This is a genomic window from Enteroscipio rubneri (assembly GCF_963929405.1).
Lineage (GTDB): Bacteria > Actinomycetota > Coriobacteriia > Coriobacteriales > Eggerthellaceae > Enteroscipio > Enteroscipio rubneri.
Window position 1 is genome coordinate 688,529 of the sequence record NZ_CAWVIN010000002.1, and the last position, 21,655, is coordinate 710,183.

The 21,655-nt window shown below is 63.0% G+C and carries 20 protein-coding genes; 2 read left to right on the forward strand and 18 right to left on the reverse strand.

What is annotated here, in order from left to right:
- Nucleotides 1-14: 14 nt before the first annotated feature.
- The 7 genes from ABGT83_RS06440 to ABGT83_RS06470 all read right to left on the reverse strand — a co-directional run bounded on the left by ABGT83_RS06440 (nt 15) and on the right by ABGT83_RS06470 (nt 8,810).
- Nucleotides 15-1,892 carry a ribonuclease J gene (locus ABGT83_RS06440; RefSeq protein WP_346686525.1) on the reverse strand — a complete coding sequence of 626 codons (1,878 nt, stop codon included), beginning with the start codon at nt 1,890-1,892 and terminating at the stop codon, nt 15-17.
- Nucleotides 1,893-2,083: 191 nt separating this feature from the next.
- Nucleotides 2,084-2,977: a 4-hydroxy-tetrahydrodipicolinate synthase gene (gene dapA / locus ABGT83_RS06445; protein ID WP_346686527.1), complete on the reverse strand. Its 894-nt coding sequence runs from the start codon at nt 2,975-2,977 to the stop codon at nt 2,084-2,086.
- Between the two features lie 86 nt (nt 2,978-3,063).
- Nucleotides 3,064-3,840, reverse strand: coding sequence for a 4-hydroxy-tetrahydrodipicolinate reductase (dapB, locus tag ABGT83_RS06450; protein ID WP_103264620.1), 777 nt, complete (start codon nt 3,838-3,840; stop codon nt 3,064-3,066).
- A 169-nt stretch (nt 3,841-4,009) separates the two neighbouring features.
- Complete coding sequence (pnp, locus tag ABGT83_RS06455; RefSeq protein WP_103264619.1) at nt 4,010-6,238, reverse strand: polyribonucleotide nucleotidyltransferase; 2,229 nt, start codon at nt 6,236-6,238, stop codon at nt 4,010-4,012.
- A 146-nt stretch (nt 6,239-6,384) separates the two neighbouring features.
- Nucleotides 6,385-6,672 carry a 30S ribosomal protein S15 gene (gene rpsO / locus ABGT83_RS06460; RefSeq protein WP_103264673.1) on the reverse strand — a complete coding sequence of 96 codons (288 nt, stop codon included), beginning with the start codon at nt 6,670-6,672 and terminating at the stop codon, nt 6,385-6,387.
- 276 nt (nt 6,673-6,948) lie between these two features.
- Entirely contained in the window at nt 6,949-8,100 is a 1,152-nt protein-coding gene (locus ABGT83_RS06465) for a sensor histidine kinase (protein WP_103264618.1), read from the reverse strand.
- A 20-nt stretch (nt 8,101-8,120) separates the two neighbouring features.
- Nucleotides 8,121-8,810 carry a response regulator transcription factor gene (locus ABGT83_RS06470; RefSeq protein ID WP_346686529.1) on the reverse strand — a complete coding sequence of 230 codons (690 nt, stop codon included), beginning with the start codon at nt 8,808-8,810 and terminating at the stop codon, nt 8,121-8,123.
- A 203-nt stretch (nt 8,811-9,013) separates the two neighbouring features.
- Between ABGT83_RS06470 and ABGT83_RS06475 the strand changes: the two genes are divergently transcribed.
- Nucleotides 9,014-9,823 (forward strand): C39 family peptidase, encoded by an 810-nt coding sequence (locus tag ABGT83_RS06475; RefSeq protein ID WP_346686531.1) that lies wholly within the window; start codon nt 9,014-9,016, stop codon nt 9,821-9,823.
- Here the strand turns inward: ABGT83_RS06475 and ABGT83_RS06480 are convergent.
- The 3 genes from ABGT83_RS06480 to ABGT83_RS06490 form a co-directional block, all read right to left on the reverse strand.
- Nucleotides 9,808-10,056, reverse strand: coding sequence for a TIGR03905 family TSCPD domain-containing protein (locus tag ABGT83_RS06480; RefSeq protein ID WP_346686533.1), 249 nt, complete (start codon nt 10,054-10,056; stop codon nt 9,808-9,810). The genes ABGT83_RS06475 and ABGT83_RS06480 overlap by 16 nt on opposite strands.
- Nucleotides 10,057-10,131: 75 nt before the next feature.
- Nucleotides 10,132-10,899: a DNA repair protein RecO gene (gene recO / locus ABGT83_RS06485; RefSeq protein ID WP_103264615.1), complete on the reverse strand. Its 768-nt coding sequence runs from the start codon at nt 10,897-10,899 to the stop codon at nt 10,132-10,134.
- A gap of 10 nt (nt 10,900-10,909) precedes the next feature.
- The gene (locus ABGT83_RS06490) at nt 10,910-12,505 is read right to left on the reverse strand and encodes a PASTA domain-containing protein (protein WP_346686536.1); all 1,596 of its coding nucleotides are present in this window, start codon (nt 12,503-12,505) and stop codon (nt 10,910-10,912) included.
- Between the two features lie 285 nt (nt 12,506-12,790).
- Here ABGT83_RS06490 and ABGT83_RS06495 point away from each other — a divergent pair, with 285 nt between their 5' ends.
- Complete coding sequence (locus ABGT83_RS06495) at nt 12,791-13,963, forward strand: CapA family protein (protein WP_346686538.1); 1,173 nt, start codon at nt 12,791-12,793, stop codon at nt 13,961-13,963.
- A 148-nt stretch (nt 13,964-14,111) separates the two neighbouring features.
- Here ABGT83_RS06495 and era read toward each other — a convergent pair whose 3' ends face one another.
- From era to hrcA, 8 genes are all read right to left on the reverse strand, one after another.
- The gene (gene era, locus ABGT83_RS06500; RefSeq protein ID WP_346686540.1) at nt 14,112-15,023 is read right to left on the reverse strand and encodes a GTPase Era; all 912 of its coding nucleotides are present in this window, start codon (nt 15,021-15,023) and stop codon (nt 14,112-14,114) included.
- 13 nt (nt 15,024-15,036) lie between these two features.
- Nucleotides 15,037-15,522, reverse strand: a complete 486-nt coding sequence (locus tag ABGT83_RS06505; protein ID WP_103264611.1) for a diacylglycerol kinase family protein — start codon at nt 15,520-15,522, stop codon at nt 15,037-15,039.
- A gap of 21 nt (nt 15,523-15,543) precedes the next feature.
- Nucleotides 15,544-16,005 carry an rRNA maturation RNase YbeY gene (gene ybeY / locus ABGT83_RS06510; RefSeq protein ID WP_103264610.1) on the reverse strand — a complete coding sequence of 154 codons (462 nt, stop codon included), beginning with the start codon at nt 16,003-16,005 and terminating at the stop codon, nt 15,544-15,546.
- A gap of 5 nt (nt 16,006-16,010) precedes the next feature.
- Entirely contained in the window at nt 16,011-16,967 is a 957-nt protein-coding gene (locus ABGT83_RS06515) for a PhoH family protein (protein ID WP_346686543.1), read from the reverse strand.
- A gap of 41 nt (nt 16,968-17,008) precedes the next feature.
- Nucleotides 17,009-18,304, reverse strand: coding sequence for a MiaB/RimO family radical SAM methylthiotransferase (locus ABGT83_RS06520; protein WP_103264609.1), 1,296 nt, complete (start codon nt 18,302-18,304; stop codon nt 17,009-17,011).
- The gene (locus tag ABGT83_RS06525; protein ID WP_346686545.1) at nt 18,304-19,215 is read right to left on the reverse strand and encodes an RsmE family RNA methyltransferase; all 912 of its coding nucleotides are present in this window, start codon (nt 19,213-19,215) and stop codon (nt 18,304-18,306) included. Before ABGT83_RS06525 ends, ABGT83_RS06520 begins: the two co-directional genes overlap by 1 nt.
- A 9-nt stretch (nt 19,216-19,224) precedes the next feature.
- Entirely contained in the window at nt 19,225-20,361 is a 1,137-nt protein-coding gene (dnaJ, locus tag ABGT83_RS06530; protein WP_346686547.1) for a molecular chaperone DnaJ, read from the reverse strand.
- Between the two features lie 66 nt (nt 20,362-20,427).
- Nucleotides 20,428-21,438, reverse strand: coding sequence for a heat-inducible transcriptional repressor HrcA (hrcA, locus tag ABGT83_RS06535; protein WP_187143264.1), 1,011 nt, complete (start codon nt 21,436-21,438; stop codon nt 20,428-20,430).
- Between the last annotated feature and the right edge of the window lie 217 nt (nt 21,439-21,655).

A 21,655-nucleotide genomic window follows, 5' to 3' on the forward strand; every position in this document is an offset into this window, starting at 1 on the left:
TCGGCCATTATAGCCTAAACTTCGAGCAAGTTCACGATGACCATCGGACGTGTCTTCGTGCGCTCCCAGAGCAGCGACAGCAGCGCGTCGCGGGCGGCCTTCTTGAGCTCCTTCGAACCGCCGCCTTTGCCAAGCGATCTCTCAAGCGCGCTCTTTACCGAAGTCTGTGCTTCATGCACGAGGAACTCGTCGTCTCCGCCCGTGATGCCGTGCATCTCGAGCTGCACGGCTCCTGCAAGGCTCTTGCGCTTTCCCGAGATGGCGGCTGCTACGGATGCGAAACCCTGGGCTGCGAGGGCGCTGCGCTCATCGAGCACGCCCTGCGAGGTGTCCCCTACCGAGAGGCCGTCCACAAACACGATGCCGCTCTGCACGACGGCGCCGCGGCGCACGCCCCGCGCGGAAAGCTCCAGGCTCTCGCCGTTCTCGCAGATGAACACGTTCTCATGCGGAACGCCGGTCGCTTCAGCAAGCTTCGCGTGGGCGCGCAGGTGCGTGGCCTCGCCGTGTACTGGCATGAAGGCCTTCGGCTGCACGATGGACAGCACGAGCTTCAGCTCCTCAGCGCCGGCATGCCCCGATACGTGCACGCGCGCACGGCTCTTGTCGTACACGTCGGCGCCGATCTTGGCCAGACCGTTGATGACGCGGGTGACCGCCTTCTCGTTGCCGGGAACCGGCGTGGCCGACACGATGACCGTGTCTCCCTCGTCCATCTGGATGGTGCGATGCTCGCCGTTGGCGATGCGTGCGAGCGCCGACAGCGGCTCGCCCTGGCTGCCCGTGCACATAATGACTACTTGATCTGCTGGTATGCCTTTGAGATCGTAGGCGTCGATGAGGTCGGCGTCGCTGATGCTCAGGTAGCCCAAGCGCCGCGCGATATCGGTGTTCTGGATCATCGAGCGGCCCGTGACCACTACCTTGCGGCCGTTGGCCACCGCCGCGTCGCAGATTTGTTGCATGCGGTGGATGTGGCTTGCGAACGACGCGATGATGACGCGCCCCTTCGCCTGCGCGATGATCTTCGCCAGCTCCTTGCCCACCTCGGCCTCCGACGGCGTGAAATTGGGGTTCTGCGCGTTCGTGGAGTCGCTCATCATGAGATCCACGCCGATGCCGCTGAACTTCGACAGCGCCCCGAAATCGGTCGTCACCCCGTCTATCGGCGTCTGGTCGAGCTTGAAGTCGCCCGTATGCAAAACGTTGCCGGCAGGGCTTTGGAAGAACACGCCCACCGCTCCGGGAATGGAGTGGTTCACGGCGAAGAACTCTGCGGTGAAGCAGCCGAGCTTCACCTGGTCTCCGGGTTTGATTTCGACGAGCTTTGCGTTCTTGATCTTGTGCTCGGCAAACTTGCCCTCGATAAGCCCGAGCGTCATCTTCGTGCCGTAGATAGGTATCTGCCGGTCGAGATCCTTCATGAGATAGGGCAGCGAGCCGGTATGGTCCTCGTGACCATGTGTGATGATGATGCCGCGCAGTTTTTCAGCGTTCTCAAGCACATACGTATAATCGGGCAGGATGAGATCGACGCCAGGATGGTTGTCATCGGGAAACATGAGTCCTGCATCGTCGAGGATCATATCGCCTTTGCATTCGAAAGCCGTCATGTTCTTGCCGATGGCGTCGAGGCCGCCGAGCGGTATGATCTTGAGTGTTGCGTTCGGATCCTTCTGAGGGGAGGCGAAGCTGCGCCGAGCGTTCTGCTGACCGCCTTGGCGCTGCTGACCGCTCTGTCCCGCCTTCGAGAGCTGGGGGCGCTTATGCTCGAGCTTCACATGCTTGTACGAGCGCGTTCCCTCGGACGCTTGGCTAGAACGGTCGTTTTTCGGGGCGCTTTTGCGCGTACGGTCAGTTCCGCGCTGAGATCGCGGGGTTCTTTCTTCCATATCGTTCCTTCGTTCGGGCGGGAACGGCTGCCTATGCACGGGGAGCCGGCGATCCGGCTTGCCCTCGGCCCGTCGATTGCGCTTCGGCGCGTTTCATCCGGGGATCCGCTCCGCGCGGTTATATGTCTATGCGTCGCCTGCGCGACGCTTCCTTCCGTTTTGATGCTGCGCTTCCGCGATGCGGCGGTGTTTTAAAGCACTCCCACGTCGCGCATGGTCTGCGCGAGACGCTCGGACTGCGCCGGCGTAGCGTCTACCAGTGGCAGGCGCACGCCTCCCACAGGGAAGCCCAGCAGCTTCAATGCCTCTTTGACGAGGATGGGGTTCGAGGTCTCGAACAGCCCTGTCATAAGCGGCATCAAGCGCTCGTTGGCCGCGGCTGCGGCCTCCCAGTCGCCTGCGGCGCACAAATCCACAATCTCCTTCATACGCGCGGGCGCTACGTTGCCGATGGTGGAGACGACTCCGGCGCCTCCCAGCTTCATGATGTCGAACGTGGCCGAGTCGTCGCCGGAGTACACGGCGAAACCTTCAGGTGCGCCGTTTACGATGGTCCTGACCTGGTCCATCTTGCCGGACGCCTCCTTCACGGCCACGATGTTAGCGCAATCGCGCGCCAGGCGCAGCGTGGTCTCGGCTTCCATGTTCACCACGCAGCGGCCCGGGATGTTGTACAGGATGATGGGCAGCTCCACCGCGTCGGCGATGGTGCGGAAATGCCGGTACATGCCCTCCTGCGGAGGCTTGTTGTAGTAGGGCACCACGCACATGAAGCCGTCGACGCCGAGCTTGGCCACGTCGCGGGCGAAGTCCACCGTGTCGGCTGTGCAGTTGTCACCGACGTTCGCGATGACGGGCACGCGGTCGCCAACGGCTTCCACCACGGCGCTGAACAGCTTTATCTTCTGCGGGTAGAACACAGTCGGACTCTCGCCTGTCGTGCCGTTAATGATGAGCGAGTCGCTGCCGCCGTCGACGAGGCGCACGGCGAGCGCTTGAGCTTTGTCGAGATCGAGCTCCCGGTTTTCGTCAAACGGCGTGACCATGGCCGGAATCATACGGCCGAAACGGGGCTCTTGCGACATGCGTCCACCTTGCCTTCCACCGGTGCAGCGCCGCGCCGCACCCATCGAACAATCGTACTCGTACGGATATTATGCCATGACGCGTCCTAACGCGCCATGAAGTTCTCCAAACCTACAATCAGGCCCGATCGCGAGCCCACACTGCGAATGCCCAGGAGCACGCCCGGCATGTAGGAGCCGCGGTCCCAGCTGTCGTGGCGGATGGAGAGCGTCTGCCCGAACGAGCCAAATACCACCTCCTGGCTGGCTACGTAGCCCATCGAACGCACCGAATGCACCGGCACGCCGTCGACGAGGGCGCCGCGTGCTCCCTCGCACCCTTCGATTTCGGTCTCTTTGCCCGGCGCCTCGCTTGCGCGACCCTCGCGCGCCTCGGCGATGATCTGAGCCGTGCGCACGGCTGTGCCAGAAGGAGCGTCTTTCTTGTTGCAATGATGGAACTCCATGACTTCCGCCTCGGGAAAATATGGTGCTGCAGCCTTCGCGAACTCCATCATGAGTACGGCGCCCGTGGTGAAGTTCGGTGCGTAGAAGAGGCAGGTTTCCTCGGACGCAAGCGCGGCGAGCTCTTCGAGCGTCTCGTTTGAGAGTCCGGTTGTGCCCACGACGCAGTCGACTCCTGCTGGCAGCGCCGCGCGCAGGTTGTCGGCCACGACGGAAGGCTGCGTGAAGTCGACTACGACATCGAAGTCCGCGTTCTCGAGGGCCTCGGCAATCGTTGCGAACACGGGATACGCTTCACCTTGTCCGCTGGCGTGCGGATCGATGCCGCAGACGAGTTCCATATCGTCCGCGGTGCCAACCGCTTCGACAACCGCCGTGCCCATGCGCCCTGCGCACCCCGCCACTGCAACTCTGATCATGATGCTCCCTGCCTTTCGTGTAGCGTGCCGATAATCTTAACACGCTGCAGCCGAAGCGAGCATTGGCTGTTACGTGATCGGCACTCGCCGCTCTAGGAAGTGGAGGCGGCGCCCCTCGTTACCACCGCCCATGAAAAGGGCCGCGCGAACGCGGCCCTGCTGCTACGTGCTAGCCTTCGTGGCGCCTGCGCGGCGTGCGTCCGTTGCCGCCGCGCTCAGAGCGGCCACTGCGGCCTGGTCGGTTGTCGCGGTCGCTCGTCGGGTGCTCGGAGCCATGACGGCCATGGCCGGCGGTCGGCAGCGCGGCCGGAGCATCCGGTTTGTCAAGGCGGTCGAGCGATATCTTACCCGAGTTCGGATCGACCTCGAGCACTTTCACCTTCACGATATCGCCAAGGCTAAGGACGTCCTCAACCTTGCCCACGCGGCCGTTGGCCACGCGCGAGATATGAAGCAGACCGTCCTTGCCCGGCGTGAGCTTGACGAACGCGCCGAAGTCCTTGATGCCTACGACTTCGCCGTCGAATTCCTCTCCCACCTCGGGCTCTTTCACGATGCCGAGAATCATGGCTTTCGCCGCATCGCCGGCCAGGCCCTCGATAGCCGCGATGTGGATGGTGCCGTCTTCTTGAATATCGATGCTGGCGCCCGTCTCCTCCTGGATGCCGCGCACCACCTTGCCGCCGCTGCCGATGACGTCGCGGATCTTGTCCACGGGGATATGGATGGTCTCGATGCGGGGTGCGAACTGCGAAAGCTCCTCGCGCGGTTCGGCAATCTTCTCGAGCATCGCGTTCAGGATGAAAGCCCGGCCCTCGCTCGCCTGCTTGAGCGCACGGGCGAGGATGTCGACGGACAGACCGCGGGCCTTGTTGTCCATCTGCAGGGCGGTGATGCCCTTCTCCGTGCCGCACACCTTGAAGTCCATGTCGCCGAGGAAGTCCTCGATGCCCTGGATGTCGGAGAGGATGACCACGTCGTCGCCCTCCTTGATGAGGCCCATGGCGATGCCCGACACAGGCGCCTTGATGGGCACGCCGGCGTCCATGAGGGCGAGCGTGGAGCCGCAGGTGGAGGCCATGGACGACGAGCCGTTCGACTCGAGGACCTCGGACACCACGCGGATGGCGTAGGGGAACTCGTCCTCGCTCGGCAGCACCGGGATGAGGGCGCGCTCAGCCAGCGCGCCGTGGCCGATCTCACGGCGCTTCGGGGCGCCCATGCGCCCGGTCTCGCCCGTGCAATACGGCGGGAAGTTGTACTGGTGCATGTAGCGCTTGCCCTCGGCGGGGTCGATGGTGTCGAGGCGCTGCCACTCGTTGAGCATGCCGAGCGTGCAGACGGAGAGCGCTTGCGTCTGGCCGCGCTGGAACAGGCCCGAGCCGTGCACGCGGGGCAGGTAGCCCGGCACGATGTAGAGCGGGCGGATGTCTTCGGGACGGCGGCCGTCGGCGCGCTCGCCCGTCTCGATCACCATGGCGCGCATGGCTTTCTTCTCGAGCTTCTTGAGCTCGGCGGCGATGTCGCCCTTCCACACGGCGCGCTCCTCGTCGGAGAACTGCTCCTCCTTGATGCGGGCCTTGAGCTCCTCCACCTTGCCCATGCGCGACAGCTTGTCGGCGTCGTGCAGCGCGGCGGACATCTCGGCCATGAACGGCGCGACGCGCTCGGCGATGGCCGGGTCGGCGACATGGATGGGCCACTCGACCGGCTCGATGTTCGCGCGATCAAGGAAGCGCGCTTGAGCCTCGCAGAACGCGGCGATGGCTTCCTGGCCGAACGTCATGGCGGCCAGCATGTCCTCTTCGGAGATCTCGTCGGCGCCGGCCTCCACCATGGAGATGTAGTCGGCCGTGCCGGCGATGGTAAGTTCAAGATCGGAGCGTTCCGACTCCTCGAACGTCGGGTTTACGATGAACTCGCCCGTCTCGACGTCGCGGCCGATGCGCACGCAGGCGGCGGGACCGTCGAAGGGAGCGGCGCCCAGCATGAGGGCCGCGCTTGCGCCCATGACGCAGATGGTGTCGGGCGGGTTGACGCTGTCGACGACGAGCGTCGTGCACACGATATGGACTTCGCGCTTGAAACCGTCCACGAAACCGGGACGGATGGGACGATCGACCATGCGCGCCGTGAGCGTGCCCTTGTCGGACGGGCGCGCCTCGCGCTTGAGGTAGCCGCCGGGTATGCGTCCCACGGCGTACATCTTCTCAATGAAGTCGACGGTGAGCGGGAAGAAGTCGTAGTCCTTCTCTTCCTTCGAAATGACCGCGGTCACAAGGACGGTCGTGTCGCCTTGCGTCACGACAACCGATCCGGTCGCCTGTTTGGCGAGCTCGCCCGTCTCAAGACGATACTCTTTGCCGTACAGTTCGAAGGATTCGACGATTTTTTCCATGCGTTCGTTCTTTCTCTTCCTCTTAGGCGCCCTAGTGCGCTCAAGCTTCTTCGGCGGCGGCTACTCACGTTTCGCGCCTCCGCGAGCAGAAGCGCCCTTGCGCCTCCGACCGCTATACAAAGGCCCGCCGAAGCGGGCCCTCGTTGCTAGATGTTATCGCGGATGCCGAGCTTCTTGATAAGTGCGCGGTATTCCTCGATATCGCGGTTCTTGACGTATTTCAAGAGGCCGCGGCGCTTGCCGATGAGCATCATCAGACCGCGCTGGGTGTGCTTGTCCTTCTTGTGCACCTTGAGGTGCTCGGTGAGGTTGCGGATGCGCTCCGTGAGGATGGCGATCTGCACCTCCGGACTGCCGGAGTCGCCTTCGCCCTTGCCGAACTCTTTCACGAGTTCCGCCGTGCGCTCCTTGGTGATGCTCAGTTTGCTTGCCATGTGCTTCTCCACCTTTCGTTTGCGGTCGCCTCTTTGGCGCCGCATGCTCGCGCGCTGCCCGAACCGGCTGCGCGCCATTCGTACTCCCCTCTGGGTGGGCATGCGGTGAGACATGCGGACCAAGCGGGAAGCGCCTGCGTTTTCGCAGCTCGCCTATTGTAGGCGAAGGCCCGGATGCCGGCAAGCGCGCAAGCATGCGCGCCACAGGTTACCCACAAAGGTACCTCGTTTTCTCTCGCCTCGCCCGGAAGCGGAGCCTATGCGAAGAGGCGCTCGTTAGCTCGCCGAAGGCGCGCGGACGGCCACGCTCGGCCCCTGCGGTATCCAGATGGTGAAAGACGTGAGGCCAGCGTCGCTCGCCGCGTAGATGTCGCCTCCGTGGGCGCGGGCGATCTCACGGGCGATGGCCAGGCCCAGTCCCGCCCCTCCGGCCGACGAAGCACGCGCTTCGTCGGCACGGAAGAATTTCTCGAAGATGCGCTCGAGGTGCGCAGGCGACAGCTCCCTTCCCCGGTCGGTGACCGTGATCTGCCACCAGACAAAGCCGTCGGCGCCGGTGGCGAGCGCCGTGTGCACTGCGACCTCGGTTCCGGCGTCTGCATAGGCGACGGCGTTCTTCATTACGTTGTTGAGTATGCGGGCGACCCGCCCGGCATCAGCGAACACCTCCAGCTCGGCGGGGCCGGCATACGACAGGCTCAGCCCCCTGCCCTCCGCGAGCGGATAGAACTCGTCGATCACCTGGTTGCAGAACAGCGCGCCGTCAAAGCGCGAGCGCTCAATGGGGATGCTCTGCAGATTGTAGCGAGTGATCTCGAAGAACTCCTCGAGCAGCTCCTCGAGTTTGTAGGCCTTATCCAAGGCGATGCCCGTATAGCGCGCTCGCACGTCCACGGGAAGGTCGGGTGAGTCTCCGAGCAGGGTGAGGTATCCGATGATGGACGTGATGGGGGTCTTGATGTCGTGCGCGAGGTAGGCGACGAGCTCGTTCTTGCGCTCCTCGGCCGCTTTCGCGGCGCGCTCCGCACGGTCCTGCTCCGTCTTCACCTGGTTGAGCGCGAGGGCCGTTGCGGCCAGTTCGGGCGGAAGCGATACGGGCTCGTCGCGCTTGGCCAGGATGCTCTCGACCGAGGCGAGCAGCAGATCGAAGTATCTGAACGCCTGGTTAACGCCGGCGCGGACGACGAGGTAGATCCCGCTGAAGTAGCAGATGACCACAAGCGGCCAGAACAGCACCGTGACCATGCTGTAGAGCGTCCAACTCTGTCCCACGAACGCGTAGAGGATATCCGACACGAAAGGCTTGAAGAACGTGAGGAAGGCCCAGAGTGCCGCAGCGAAACCGGCCGTGAACCCTGCGATGTAGAGCACCTGCCGCTTGAGTACAGCGGATACGAGCTGCTTTTTCTGAGTGGAATCGGCGGTCATGAGGTTCCCTTCCGAATACGCTATCCGATGCGGTAGCCCACGCCCCACACGGTCTCGATAAACTCTTGGGACGAGTCGACGGCGGCGAGCTTCTTGCGGAGGTGGCGCACGTGCACCATGACGGTGCCCGCGCTCTGGGCGTTCGCTTCTTCCTTCCACACGGTTTCGAAGAGATCCTTCGAAGGAAGGGGGCGCCCGGCATGGCGGACGAGGCAGGTGAGGATGGCAAATTCCTTCGGCGTGAGCGAGAGCGCCTCGCCATGCAGCGCCGCCTCGAACGATCCTTCGTCTACGGTGATGCCGTGCGCTTCGAGCACGCCGGGAGCCTCCGCCGGCCGGGACGCGCGGCGAATGCGGGCTTTCACGCGCGCCATAAGCTCGCGAGGCTTGAAGGGCTTCACCACGTAGTCGTCAGCTCCCAGCTCGAAGCCCACCACCTTGTCGATCTCCTCGTCTTTTGCAGTGAGGAAGATGATGGGAGCATCGCTTCGCCGGCGAATCTCGCGGCAGCAGGAAAACCCATCGAGACCGGGCATCATGATGTCGAGGATGACGAGGTCGAAGGGCGCGCGCTCGTGCACCTCCAGCAGATCGGCGCCGGCATAGAACACGTGCGGCTCGAATCCCGATTCCGTAAGCAGCTGTCCGACCAGATCGGCGATTGCCGTCTCGTCATCGCATACCGCGATGCGCTTGCTTTCTCCCACCATCGCTCCTCTCGCTATCGTCGCCTTTATGGTATCAGGTCGAGCGCCCTCGCCCCCGCAGCGCTCGTTGCTTTAAGGAATTCTTAAGAGACCAGGAGGAACCTTCAGAAATCGGTTCCCGCTTCTTCCGGGACGGCAACGATGCATGCGGCGATACTGGATACGAAGACGCCGCTTGGAAAATACATTCGCGAAGGGAGAGGCTCATGACGTATTCGAACGGGTTCGCCGCAGGGGCGCGACGTCGCACCGTGCACCTCAGAACGGTCGGCGGCGCGCACCAGCGCGGAAGGCAGGCTCTCTTCGATCCCGCAGCGGGATACAGCCGAGGCTCCGCAACGTACCGTCGCTTCGTGCGGCGCCGAAGCTTGCGGCGCATCGGCGCTACCGCAGCCGCCCTCCTCGCTGTCGTCGCGTTTGCGTCTGCGACGTGGCTCGCCCTTTCATCTGCGTCGGCGCATGCCGGCGGCGCGCCCGACACAAGCTCGAATGCGCCGCAGAGCACGCCGAAGAGCGACTGGCATGCGGGCGACGTTCCCAAGCTGTACCAACGCGACGTCGCCTGGGCTGACGCGCGCTACGGCGACGACAGCTTCGCGGAATCAGGGTGCGGACCTACCTGCATGGCCATGGTCTACATCGGGCTCACGGGCCGCAATGACCTGCTCCCAACCGACATTGGCGCGATATCGGAGCGCATGGGGTGCATCACGCCTGAAGGTACGACCTGGTCGTTCATGACCGAAGGAGCGGCGCAGATCGGCCTTTCGGCCGAAGAGCTGCCCGCGGACGAGATGAGTGTCCGTCAAGCCCTTCTCGGCGGATCTTACGTCATCTGCAGCATGGGACCAGGCGATTTCACAACGACGGGTCACTTCATCGTTCTCGTTGGGATCGACGAGAACGGCAAGCTCATCGTCCGCGATCCCAACAGCCCGGAGCGCACGAATCGGACTTGGAGCTTCGACGACATCCTCGGCCAGGCGCGTAATCTTTGGGCCTATTCTGCGGCCTGAGCTTTGCGCAGGCCGCGAACGAGCTGATCGGCGCAGGAAGTCGACCGCCGTCCGCAGGTGTTCCCCTCAAGCACGGCGGCCACCTCCTCCACGCTCATGCCCTCGATGAGCTTCGATACGGCTTTCAGGTTGCCGTTGCAACCGCCGACGAAGTCCACGTGGGAGACGCGATCTCCGTCGAGCTCGATGTGGATCTCGCGCGAGCAGACACCGCGGGGAGTGTACGTGTACATGATAGCGCTCCTCTCATTCGGGCTGTATTCTGCCACAGCGCCGCGAGGGCGCCAAGGCGGAGCGGCGCAGACGGCCTAGAACAACCCGCAGGTGAACAGGAAGTTCAGGGATTTCAAGTCGGATCCGACGTGATCGCGTATCCATTGCCGGCAGAATCCGAGCGCCGCGAACCCCGCGGCAGGGCCCGCGTCCATAGCCTCGATCTCAGCGAACGTCGACGCGAGGAGCGTGCGGCACCAGGCGATCGCAGGCATGGGCTCAAGCACGGTCTCGATGCTCGCATTGCAGGCGGTGCACACGATGCCCCCCTCGCGGAACGAAACCGGCACCAGGCTGTCAATGGAATCAGCTTCGAGCGGTCTGCCGCAGCCGACGCAGACATCCAAGCTGGGCCGCAGTCCTGCGAAGGCGAGCGTCTTGAGTAGATGCGCGGCTGTAATGGCAGGCACTTGGGAAGCGGTGACGCGGCAAAGGCTTCGGAACGCGGTGCGGGAAAGATCGAACAGACGCGGGTTCTCGAGTCCCAGCTGAGTGATACGGTCGAGCAGCTCGGCCATGGGGGCGGCTCCTGCCGCATGCTCCAAATCCCGGCGCAGCCGTTCGTTGCTTTCGACGAGGCGCGCTTCCTTCACGATGTCGAGGCTTCTCCCTCGTGCGACGAGAGCATCCACTGCGGAATAGAGCTCTAGGCGCGACGCGAAGCTTGTCGGTTTGCGGGCGCCTTTCGCCACCGCACGAATCTGCGAGCCGTCCTCGACGATGAGCGTCAAAACGAGATCGCTCTCGCCGAGCTTCGTTTTGCGCAACACGATGCCGCGCACGTCATAGGTCGCGGAGGCCATAGAAGCGCGCCTAGCCTAAGCTGACGATCTCGTTGTCGCCATTCCATACAATCGTGCCTGTTTTCCGCTTCGAGGATCCGTACACCGTCTCGCCATCGAGCGTTGTGACCGCGCGTCCGGTGATGGCGAAGGCAGTGGTCTCGTTGCCTTCATAGGAGACGCCGTCCACCGATTCGATCTCGTAGGCAACACCGTCGATAGTAACCGTGCCGACGCCCTCGAGGTAGCTCCGCGCAGCGCTTTCGAGTTCCGAGCCGCGCGACTTCGCCAACGACACGGTCACCGTCGAACCGGAAGCTAGCTCGGATCCGGCGCCGGGATCCACGGCCACGGCCGTCCCTTCCTCCACGCTGTCGTCGTAGACGTAGGCTGCGTCGGCCACGTATCCTTCCGCCTCGAGCGCCGCCTTTGCCTCGTCCCACTTCATACCGACGACATCAGGTACCGTGAAAGGAACAGAGACGGTTATCGTGATGGGAGTCGCGGCTTTGCCCTTCGTCTCAGGCTCGGGTGAGACGGCCAGCACCGTTCCCGCATGCTCGTCAGACTTCTGCGTGACGAACTCGATGTTGTCGAATCCTTCCTGCTCGAACAGCGCGGCGGCTTCGTCGCGCTGCATGCCCACAACAGACGGCACCAAGCGGGCCGCCGAGACGTGAATCACGACTTCGGTGCCCTCTTCCTGCCGAGCACCGGCGCTCGGATCCATCAGCAGCACAACGCCCTCGGTTTCATCGGACTTCACCTGCGTAGCCCGCACCGAGAAGCCCTTTTCCTCAAGCAGATAGGTCGCGTCGGCTTGGGTTCTTCCCACAACGTCGGGCAGCATCTTGCCGCCCCACAGCTCAAGATAGTACGTGATGCCCGCCGCACCTGCCGCAAGCGCGAGCAGTACGGCCAAGATGATGACGATCGCGTTCTTCTTGCCGTTCTTTTTCTTGCGGGGGTCAGGGGCACGATACTCCTTCTGCTGCGGTGCCTCCCCCCCGTCGATGCGCGGCATCTCCATCGTATCGCCCGAGAGCCATGAAGCCCGAGGCGCCACGTAGTCGGAATCCACAAGCCGTTCCTCGTCTTCAGAACAGTGTGCGGCGTCAGTCGAGGAGGGCCGTTCGAAGGCGCGCGTCGCCTGGGAGGCCGCTGCATGTTCGTCAATGGTCGCCTCCCGGTCGTCCTCCTCCTCGATGTCGGAAAAGTCGAAGGCGTTGCCATTCTCGTCGACGTTAATGCCGGCGACATTGATGGCGGGGAGCTGCGCTGGATCAATAGGACCCGACGAGTTCGGGCGGACATTCGCAGACGGCCGCGAATCTTCGTCTGGGACCGGCTCGAAGTCCCCTTCGAGCGCATCGAGCGATGCGGAACGCGCCTCGGCTTCGGATGCGCCGCCGGCCTCGTCCGATGCGGAAGAGGGCTTCGGCGGCGCATCCGAGTCGCTCTGCGCCGCGCCCCGGATGTCGCTTTCAGGCTCCAGCGCATCTGTGCGCGCGGCCGAGACTGAAGTCGCAGCCGCCACTTCGGCGATCTTGCCAGAGAGCGGAAACCCGCACTCATTGCAGAATTTTGCACTGTCCCGGTTATCGGATTGGCAGTTCGGACAGATCATGCTCTCATACTCCCTCGAAGCTCCTTCGAAACGGCGGTATGCGAAGATTGTAGCTGAAAACCGGTCGCTCGACGCTGTGCAACCCCTCGTTTCCCCGGTTCATGACAATACTTGCAGAACTTCCCGGGCGCTCGCCGATCGCGCTGCGGCGAACGCTCAAGAAGCTAGTAAAGCCGTCCGAGAGCGCGAGCAGCCGGCGATTCCTGCCCAGTTCTGTTTGCCTTCGCCATGGTGTATTCTGTTCGCATGAGAAACGAGCGATCCAAACCGATAAAGCGACCTTCCGTGCGCGCAGCGCGCCGCGTCGGCTCGCAGCCGTCGCGCAGGGGCGCATCGACGACGCCGGCCGTTCTGGGGGGCGCATCCATTCAGCGCCGCGGTTTGCATCCGACCTGGGTCGTTGCCGGCGTTGCCCTGATCGCGGTCGTCGTCGTTCTCGTCGTCTTCGCTGCAGGCGCTTTTTCGAGCGCGCCTGCGCAAGCACCGGCGGATAACACCGGAGGCGAGACGGCGTCTTCGGATCCGACTGCAATCACCCTCACATTCGCGGGCGATTGCACGCTCGGCACCGATGAGAGCTTCGATCGGAGCACGAGTTTCAACGCGCGCTACGACAGCGTGGACGATCCTTCGTGGTTTTTCTCCAATGTGGCGGGCATCTTCGCCGCCGACGATCTCTCCATCGTGAACATGGAGGGGACTTTGACCGAATCCTCTGATCGTCAGGACAAGACGTTCGCTTTCAAAGGGGATGCGGAATACGCTCAGGTGCTCGTTCAGGGCGATGTCGAGGCAGCGTCCATGGCGAACAACCATTCGAAAGACTACGGCGAGCAAAGCTACGCCGACACGATCGCGACGCTCGAGGGTGCCGGCATTTCGACGTTTGGCTACGAGCGCATCGCCTACTTCGACGTGAAAGGCGTAAAAGTGGCCCTCATCGGCACGTACGAACTCGCTCTAGGAATCGATGTCGAAGACGAGATGACGGCTAACATCCGGGAAGCGCAAGAAGCGGGTGCCCGGATCATAGCCGTATATGCACACTGGGGGGTCGAACGGGAATACGTGCCAGACGATGTTCAGATCGAGCTTGCGCACAGCGCCATCGATGCCGGCGCGCATCTTGTGATAGGCTCGCATCCCCACGTCATCCAGGGCTATGAGAAATACAAGGGGCGCTACATTGTCTACAGTCTGGGGAACTTCTGCTTTGGAGGCAACAGCGACCCCGACGACAAGGACTGCCTGATGTTTCAGCAGACGTTCGCCGTCGCCGGTGATGAAGTCGCGGACGACGACGCTGTGGACATCATTGCCTGCTCCATCTCCTCGACAAGCGAACGCAATAACTACCAGCCCACTCCGGCCGAAGGGTCCGAGAAAGAGCGCATCGAAGCGAAGGTACGCGAAAGCAACGCCGCCATTGCCGAACGCTCGGCGGCGCTCCAAGACTAGACGATCCGGGCCGGGGCACCTCACGTCCAGCAGATCCACGCCTGCAGCGCGAGCATACGTTCGGACGCGGATCGAAAAGAACCTCAGAACCTCAGAGCTCTTCTTCCGCAAAGCACTCGACCATCCGCTTCGGGATAGCCGCAGGCCATTACGCGCCCTCGCCGTAGCCGAAGCGGCGAATCTGACTCGCGTCGCGCCTCCAATTCTTCTTCACTTTCACCGACAGATCCAAATAGACGCGCGTTCCGAGCAGTTGTTCGAGGTCGGCGCGCGCTTCGATGCCGATTTGCTTGATAGCGGCGCCTTTCTTGCCAATAATGATGCCTTTTTGGCTGTCGCGCTCCACGTACACGATGGCATAGATACGAGTGAGATCCTTTTTTTTGACGTATTCCAACTCCTCGACGCGTACGCCGATGGCATGCGGCACTTCGTCGCGAAAAGTGCGCAGGATCTTCTCGCGAACGAACTCGGCGATGACGACTTCGAGAGGCTGGTCAGTCTCCATATCTTTCGGGAACCACGCCGGCCCTGGCGGCAGCATGCCGGCTACCGTGTCGACGAACTCCCGAACACCCGCACCCGTCTCGGACGACAAGGCCACGACTGCGTCCCATGGAGCGAGTTTCGTTGCCGCTTCTTGCTGCGCCGCCAGCCGCTCTGAGTCCACGAGGTCGATCTTCGACAGCACGAGCACTTTCTTGGCACGCACATGCGCAAGCTGTGCTGCCACCCATTCATCCCCCGTGCCGACCGGCTTCGAGGAATCCACGAGCATGGCGGCCACGTCCACATCCTCAAGCGCCTTCAAGGCGGAGGTGTTCAGCTCTTCTCCAAGGGCATCATGAGGCTTGTGCAGACCCGGCGTGTCCACCAGTATGAGCTGGTAATCGTCGCGCGTGAGCACCGTGCGGAATCGATGCCTCGTCGTCTGTACGGTATTGGAGGTGATGGCGATCTTTTTGCCCATGATGGCGTTCACGAGCGTCGACTTGCCGGCGTTCGGGCGGCCGACAAGCGTGACGAATCCGGAACGAAAATCGGGATCGGAAGCTTCCAAGGGATTCCTTTCGTTATTGGCAGAACAAAGCGAACGCCGGCGGGAGGAACACGGCGCAAGCCACGATCAGAGAGCCGATTGCGCAGAGGAGCACGGCGCCGGCAGCGCAGTCCTTCGCGTGTTTGGCAAGGTCGGCATAACCCGGAGATACGAGATCCACCACGGATTCAAGTGCCGTGTTGACGCATTCGACGGCCGGCACGAGTGCGATGCACACGGCGACGGCAGCCCATGAGAGCGGGTCGATGGCCAGGACGAAGCCAAGGATCACAGCCAAGACGGCCGCAGCTACGTGGATTTTCATGTTGCGTTGGGTCTTCAGGGCGTATAACAGCCCGCTTATCGCACAGGCGAAAGCGTTGACCAGCGAAAACCTTGAGTGTGATGCCTTGTCCGCCTCGTTTCGGACGAACCCTTCCTCGCCGAAACCCGGCTCATCGCGGACCTCGGGGTCACCGACCGGACGGTTTTCTCCGCCCACAGCGTTTGAAGCGTTCATCCCCAATCCCGTCTCGCGTACCTAGCGCTTAGACCAAGCTTCGAGAATCTCGGCCTCGCGCTTTTCCATGACCTCCGCCTCGTCGTCCTCCACATGGTCGTAGCCGCAGAGATGCAAAAGGCCGTGTACGAGAAGCAAACTGATTTCTTCTTCGAACGTGGTGCCGAATTCGCGGGTCTGCCGGCTGGCGACATCGGGAGCGATCACGACGTCGCCGAGTTCGAAGATGGGGTCCTCGGCCAGCGTCATGGCGGACAAGTCGTCGTCCACGCCGTCGCATTCAAAGGAAAGCACGTCGGTAGGGCCGGTCTTGCCGCGGTATTTCTCGTTGAGCTCCGCGATGGCCTCGTCGGTGACGAAGCTGATTGATACCTCCGTATTGAAGGGTTTGTCCTCGCGTGCGAGCACGAACCGCGTAAGCTCCTCGAGCGGTAGCTTCTCAAGATCCTCTTTGCGGTAGTCGTAGCTGATTTGGATATCCATTGTCGTCAAGCCTTTCTGCTCGCTTGGTCGTATGCGGCGACGATGGCCGCTACAAGCGAATGGCGCACCACGTCCTTGCCGGTGAAATCGCAGAATGCGATATCGTCGAGTCCTTCGAGAATGCTGCGAACCCCCTTGAGGCCCGAAATGCCCTTTGGAAGGTCGAGTTGCGTAACGTCGCCGGTCACGACCATCTTCGAGCCAAAGCCGAGGCGCGTGAGAAACATCTTCATCTGTTCGGGCGTGGTATTCTGCGCTTCATCGAGAATGATGAAGCTATCGTTCAACGTGCGTCCGCGCATAAACGCGAGCGGAGCGATCTCGATGACCCCGCCTTCGATGAGCTGCTGGGCGCGTTCCATGTCGGTCATATCGAACAGCGCGTCATAGAGCGGCCGAATATAAGGATCCACCTTCTCGGTGAGGGTCCCCGGCAGGTAGCCCAGGCTCTCCCCCGCTTCCACTACCGGGCGCGTGAGGATGATGCGCCCCACCTCCTTGCGTTTGAGCGCAGCCACGGCCATAGCCATGGCAAGATAGGTCTTGCCGGTGCCCGCCGGCCCGATGCCGAAGGTGATGGTGTTCTCGCGGATGGCGTCGACGTAGCGTTTCTGGCCCGCCGTCTTCGGACGGATAGCGCGACCGCGGTACGTGAGCAGGATGTCCTCGCGCAATGCTTGAGGAGAGAACTCGGCCGTATGCAACAGGTCGATCGCACGGCGCACGTAGCCAACGCTCGGCTCGCCGCCGTCTTCGACCAGCTTGATAAGATCGCTGAACAATGCAGTGAGCGATTGCACTTCAAGGGGGTCGCCCTCGAGCACGATAGAGTCCCCACGGACGGTGATGCGCGCTTGGAACGCATCTTGCACGAGATGGAGCAGCTCGTCTGCCGGACCCACGACAAGCGCCATGTTCACACTCTGCGGGGCGGTCAAAGTAATTTGCGTCTGATCTGTCATAGGCAGCATTGTACCATGCCCCCTCCTGCCGTGCGCCCTTGTCACTGAACCGACAAGGGCAAACAGCGAACGCGCATGGCTTCTGACGGGGGCGATGCGCCATCGATCGTCACCTTCGTGAGCGCTCCCACCGGAATTCCGGTGGGAGCCGCGACCTCGAAGTAGCTTTCCGTCATCGCGATGCCGGCCTCCTCGACCAGAGCGAGTTCGACGGTTCCGACGCGACGGATTCGCTCGGCCGTGCGCAGCTCGTCGCCGAGGGAGCGCAAGGCCGCAGCACGCGCAGCCTTAACCTCGGGCGGTACCTGGTCTGTGCGCTCGGCGGCGGGTGTGCCGTCGCGCCGGGAGTAGGGAAAGGCGTGGATCTTCGCGAAACGACAGGCTCGCGCCACATCGAGCGTCTCCTGGAACTCGACGTCGGTCTCGCCTGGAAATCCCGCAATGATATCGGTGGATAGCGCGAGCCCGGGCACGGCGGCATGGAGGCGCTCGACGAGCGCGCGGAACTGATCCGCATCGTAGGGGCGTGCCATCTCGCGCAGCACCTTCGAACTGCCAGATTGGAGCGGTAGATGCAGATGGCGGCAGATGCGGCCGTCGGCGGTGGCGAGAAGATCGACAAGCGCATCATCCACGTCGCGAGGTTCGACACTCGAAATACGGAAGCGACACGGCAACTCGCCCGGTGCGCGCAGGCGTTCCGTCTCGCCGAGCAAGCGGCGCAGCAGGCCGGCCAAGCGCATCGCGGACGCATCGCGCTTCGCGCCATCGCAATACGATCCCAGGTTGATGCCTGTAAGCACGATTTCTCTGACGCCTGCCGCTGCGAGAGCGACGCATTCGGCCGTCACTTCGTCGGCAGGCCTGCTCGTCGCGCGACCGCGCGCAACGTGCACGATGCAGTACGTACACGCGTTGTCGCAGCCGTCCTGCACCTTCACACCGACGCGCGAGCGGAAACCCGCGCCCACCGGCAGCGACGCGACGAGCGGAGAGCGAGCGCCCATGTCGTTGGCGAGTTTTCTCACACGAGCGGACAGCGCCGCCTTGGCCACGCATTCTACGCGCTCGTCCAAACTTTCGTAGAACGCTGCGTCGACGGCGGCGGCGCAACCCGTGACGACGACAGTCGCAGTCGGGTTCGTGCGCAATGCGCGGCGGACGGCCTTGCGCGTCTTCTTTTCGGCCTCGCCAGTGACCGTGCACGTATTCACCACGATTAGATCGGCGTCCTCCTCGCGCGCAGGCGAGGCCCCCTGCGCGAGAAGCACGGCAGCCGCCGCGTCCGACTCGACACGGTTCACCTTGCACCCTAGGTTGACGACAGCGAAGTTCATCAGATCCCCTCTAAAGGCCGGCTGATCGTAGCAGGCCGCGGGATGCGTCCGGCCTCCTGCGCGAAGGATGCGTCTACGTCGCGCCCTGCGGCGCGTTTCGACCGGCCTGCCCAGGCATCCAGCTTGCGCGTCGAACGTGCGAGCTCATGCAGGACGATCGCGGGAGCCACGATGCCGGCCGTTTCGGTGCGCAGGATAGACGGACCGAGCGTGACGAGCGATGCTCGGGAATTGCAGGCAAGCATCGCTTCCACTTCGCGCTTCGCAAGGCCCCCCTCGGGGCCCACGACCACCGCCACGCGAGCCTCGTCAGGTGAAGCACCGCACCGCGCGAGTGCGCGTTCCAAGGCTTCGTCGATGCTCGCATGCGAAGGGGCATCCTCCCAGCATACGAGCACGGCCGAAGCATTCGCGAGAATCCCGCACACCTCGTCAAGTAACGCCGGCTTGCATACCTCCGGAACGGAACGCTGCCCCGACTGCATAGCGGCGCTCTTCGCTACGGCGCGCCAACGCTCGGTTCTCGCCGCGGCCTTCTTTCTGTCCAGCTTCACGATGGATCGATCGGCCGTGTAAGGCACGAACCCTGCAACGCCCAGTTCGGTAGCATGTCTGATCACGGTTTCCATTTTGTCGCCCTTGGCAAGACCCTGCACGAGCAGGACGGTCGGGCCGTCCGGCTCCGCTTCGAAGCGTCGCGCAATGCGCACGAGCGGGAGCGCGTCATCGAAAGCGACAACCTCGCATTCGAAATAATCCTGAACCGCATCGATTACCGCGATATGCTCTTTTGATGCGAGCCGGAGCACGCGGGCGTGCTTCGCGTCATCGATCGAGAGGCGCAGCGGGAACACTTCGCCGACCTCTTCACCTAGTACCTGATCTTCAAGGTAAAAATGCTGCAGGGACATCGCTACCTGCTAGTTGAACGCGTCGCGCAGCTTCTGAAACGGCGTCCGCTCCTCGGCCACGTCCTCGCCCAGTTCCTCGGCCAACTGCTCCAGCAACTCGCGCTGACGCTTCGTCACCTTCTTGGGCACCACGACGTTCACATGTACGAACATGTCTCCGCGCGATTCGCTGCGGAACTTCGGCATGCCGTAGCCCTTCACGCGCACGACCTGCTCGTTCTGGCATCCCTCGGGAATGCGGACGAGCACTTTCTCGTCCTCGAAAATGCCGTCGAGTTCGATTTCGGCGCCGAGTGCTGCTTGCACAATGGAGACGTTCGCGCGTGCATGCAAGTTGTCGCCGTCGCGCTCGAAGAACTCGTGGGGCTGGATGCGGCAGGTTACAATGAGGTCGCCTGGGCGCGCACCGTGCATGCCCGCCTCTCCGAATCCGGAAAGACGCAGCTGCTGCGAGTCGCGGATGCCTACCGGCACCTCCACCGTCACCCGCTGCCTGTCAGGAACGCGGCCTTGGCCCTCGCATTCAGGGCAGGGGTTCTCGATCGTATGCCCCGTGCCGCCGCAGGTCTTGCACGTGGCGGAGGTCTGCATGTCGCCGAGGAATGTATGCTGGACGCTAACCACGCGGCCTTGGCCGCGGCAGTCGGGACAGGTGATCTCGCGACCGTCAGGACCCAGACCCGAGCCCTCGCAGTCGGGACACGGGGCCAGACGATCGTAGACGATCTCCTTCTTGGCGCCGGCCGCGACTTCTTCAAGCGTCAAGCGCAAGCCCACGCCCATGTCACGACCTTCCTTGCGCATAGGCGTGCGCCCGGTAGCCTGCCCGCCGAAAAACGAGCTGAAGATGTCGCCCATGCCGAAGCCGCCGCCGAACAGATCCTCGAAGTCCACGTAACCGCCGCCGTAGGGGCTGCCGCCGCCCGCTGCTCCGGGAATCGTGCCGAAACGGTCGTAAGCGCTGCGCTTCTGCGGGTCCGAAAGCACGTCGTAGGCCTCATTCAGCTCCTTGAACTGATCCTCAGCATCGGCAGCTTTATTCACGTCGGGATGCAGCTCTCGAGCTCTGCGACGGAACGCCTTTTTTATCTCGTCTTCGGTCGCATCTCGGGAAACGCCGAGAACTTCGTACAGATCCTTGGCCATCTGCGTGTCTTACCTTTCCTCGTCGACAAGGCAACGTGCTTCGTCCCCTGTCGCTCTCCATTGTTTTTACACGTCCTCCAAGGCGGAACTTGCAATGCGAACCGCCCTGATCACTTTGGAATAATCCATGCGCGTGGGTCCGATGACGGCTACGATGCCCGCCGATTCACCCCGGCCGTAGTGGTTGGCGACCACGGACACGCCCGCCAGCTCCTCCGCTTCGTTCTCCCGACCGATGCGAACCGTGGGCCCCGCCCCGCCGGCAGCCGCGTCGTCGAGAATGTGCAGCAGCACGGTATCGTCCTCGAGCACTTGCATGACCGGCAGCAGAGCTTGGGACTGGCTGAACTCGGGCTTCGTGAGAAGCGAGCACACCCCGAGCCGTCGCGCCCGCGACGATGAGCTTTCCTGGAGGCAGGACAGCACTTCGTCGAGCGCCATGCGAACGAGAGGGTCGCGAAACGCCTCCACCATCCCCGCGCCGAGGCCGTCCTCGATCTCGTGCAGCGTCTTGCCGGTGAACACATCGCCCAGGAAACGCTGAACCTGCGCGAGATCCTCGGCGGCCACCTCTTCGGCGAACTCCATCTGACGGTTGAACACCTGGCCGTCTTCGGTGACGAGCACCACGAGAGCTCGGTGAGGATTGAGCGACACGAGCGAGAGCTGCTTGATATGCAGATTCAGCACCGAAGGAGCGAGAACGATCGAAAGGCAGTCTGTGAGGCGCGTAAGGGCCGTCGATGTCCGACCCAAAAGAGAGTCGAGCTCGCTCGCGCTGCGGCGCAGCTCGTCGACGACTTCCGCATAGCGGACGTCGTCATTCCCCATATCGGTCTCAAGAAGGTTGTCGACGAAAGCTCGGTAGCCGTGATCGGTCGGGATACGGCCGGCCGAGGTATGCGGCTGAGCGATATAGCCCTCGTCCTCGAGCACGGAGAGCTCGTTGCGCACAGTGGCGGGGCTCACCCCCAGTTGATAGCGCTCGGTGAGCGTACGCGAACCCACGGGTAGAGCGCGTGCAACGTATTCTTCGATAAGGGCCGCAAGCACCCGCTGCCGCCTGTCCGATAGCACGCTTCTCCACCTTCCTCTCTCCTCCGAATCCTGCCCCGAGCGTCGCTGGCGCGCATGCTGCGCGGCGGCGACGTGCGGCAGGCCGTCCTCTCCTCGACGATGCCGACGCATCATTCTAGCAGCCGAGGCGGGAGAGTGCTAACGAAAGCGCTGAAATGTGGAGAAACTCGACAGTTCCCCGCTGCCCGCTGCTCCGAACCGCCTCCCCGCCTTGCGC

Coding starts and splice junctions, on each gene's coding strand:
- ABGT83_RS06440 (WP_346686525.1), bottom strand. CDS start 1,892: ATGGAAGAAAGAACCCCGCGATCTCAGCGCGGAACTGACCGTACGCGC.
- dapA (WP_346686527.1), bottom strand. CDS start 2,977: ATGTCGCAAGAGCCCCGTTTCGGCCGTATGATTCCGGCCATGGTCACG.
- dapB (WP_103264620.1), bottom strand. CDS start 3,840: ATGATCAGAGTTGCAGTGGCGGGGTGCGCAGGGCGCATGGGCACGGCG.
- pnp (WP_103264619.1), bottom strand. CDS start 6,238: ATGGAAAAAATCGTCGAATCCTTCGAACTGTACGGCAAAGAGTATCGT.
- rpsO (WP_103264673.1), bottom strand. CDS start 6,672: ATGGCAAGCAAACTGAGCATCACCAAGGAGCGCACGGCGGAACTCGTG.
- ABGT83_RS06465 (WP_103264618.1), bottom strand. CDS start 8,100: ATGACCGCCGATTCCACTCAGAAAAAGCAGCTCGTATCCGCTGTACTC.
- ABGT83_RS06470 (WP_346686529.1), bottom strand. CDS start 8,810: ATGGTGGGAGAAAGCAAGCGCATCGCGGTATGCGATGACGAGACGGCA.
- ABGT83_RS06475 (WP_346686531.1), top strand. CDS start 9,014: ATGACGTATTCGAACGGGTTCGCCGCAGGGGCGCGACGTCGCACCGTG.
- ABGT83_RS06480 (WP_346686533.1), bottom strand. CDS start 10,056: ATGTACACGTACACTCCCCGCGGTGTCTGCTCGCGCGAGATCCACATC.
- recO (WP_103264615.1), bottom strand. CDS start 10,899: ATGGCCTCCGCGACCTATGACGTGCGCGGCATCGTGTTGCGCAAAACG.
- ABGT83_RS06490 (WP_346686536.1), bottom strand. CDS start 12,505: ATGATCTGTCCGAACTGCCAATCCGATAACCGGGACAGTGCAAAATTC.
- ABGT83_RS06505 (WP_103264611.1), bottom strand. CDS start 15,522: ATGAACGCTTCAAACGCTGTGGGCGGAGAAAACCGTCCGGTCGGTGAC.
- ybeY (WP_103264610.1), bottom strand. CDS start 16,005: ATGGATATCCAAATCAGCTACGACTACCGCAAAGAGGATCTTGAGAAG.
- ABGT83_RS06515 (WP_346686543.1), bottom strand. CDS start 16,967: ATGACAGATCAGACGCAAATTACTTTGACCGCCCCGCAGAGTGTGAAC.
- ABGT83_RS06520 (WP_103264609.1), bottom strand. CDS start 18,304: ATGAACTTCGCTGTCGTCAACCTAGGGTGCAAGGTGAACCGTGTCGAG.
- ABGT83_RS06525 (WP_346686545.1), bottom strand. CDS start 19,215: ATGTCCCTGCAGCATTTTTACCTTGAAGATCAGGTACTAGGTGAAGAG.
- dnaJ (WP_346686547.1), bottom strand. CDS start 20,361: ATGGCCAAGGATCTGTACGAAGTTCTCGGCGTTTCCCGAGATGCGACC.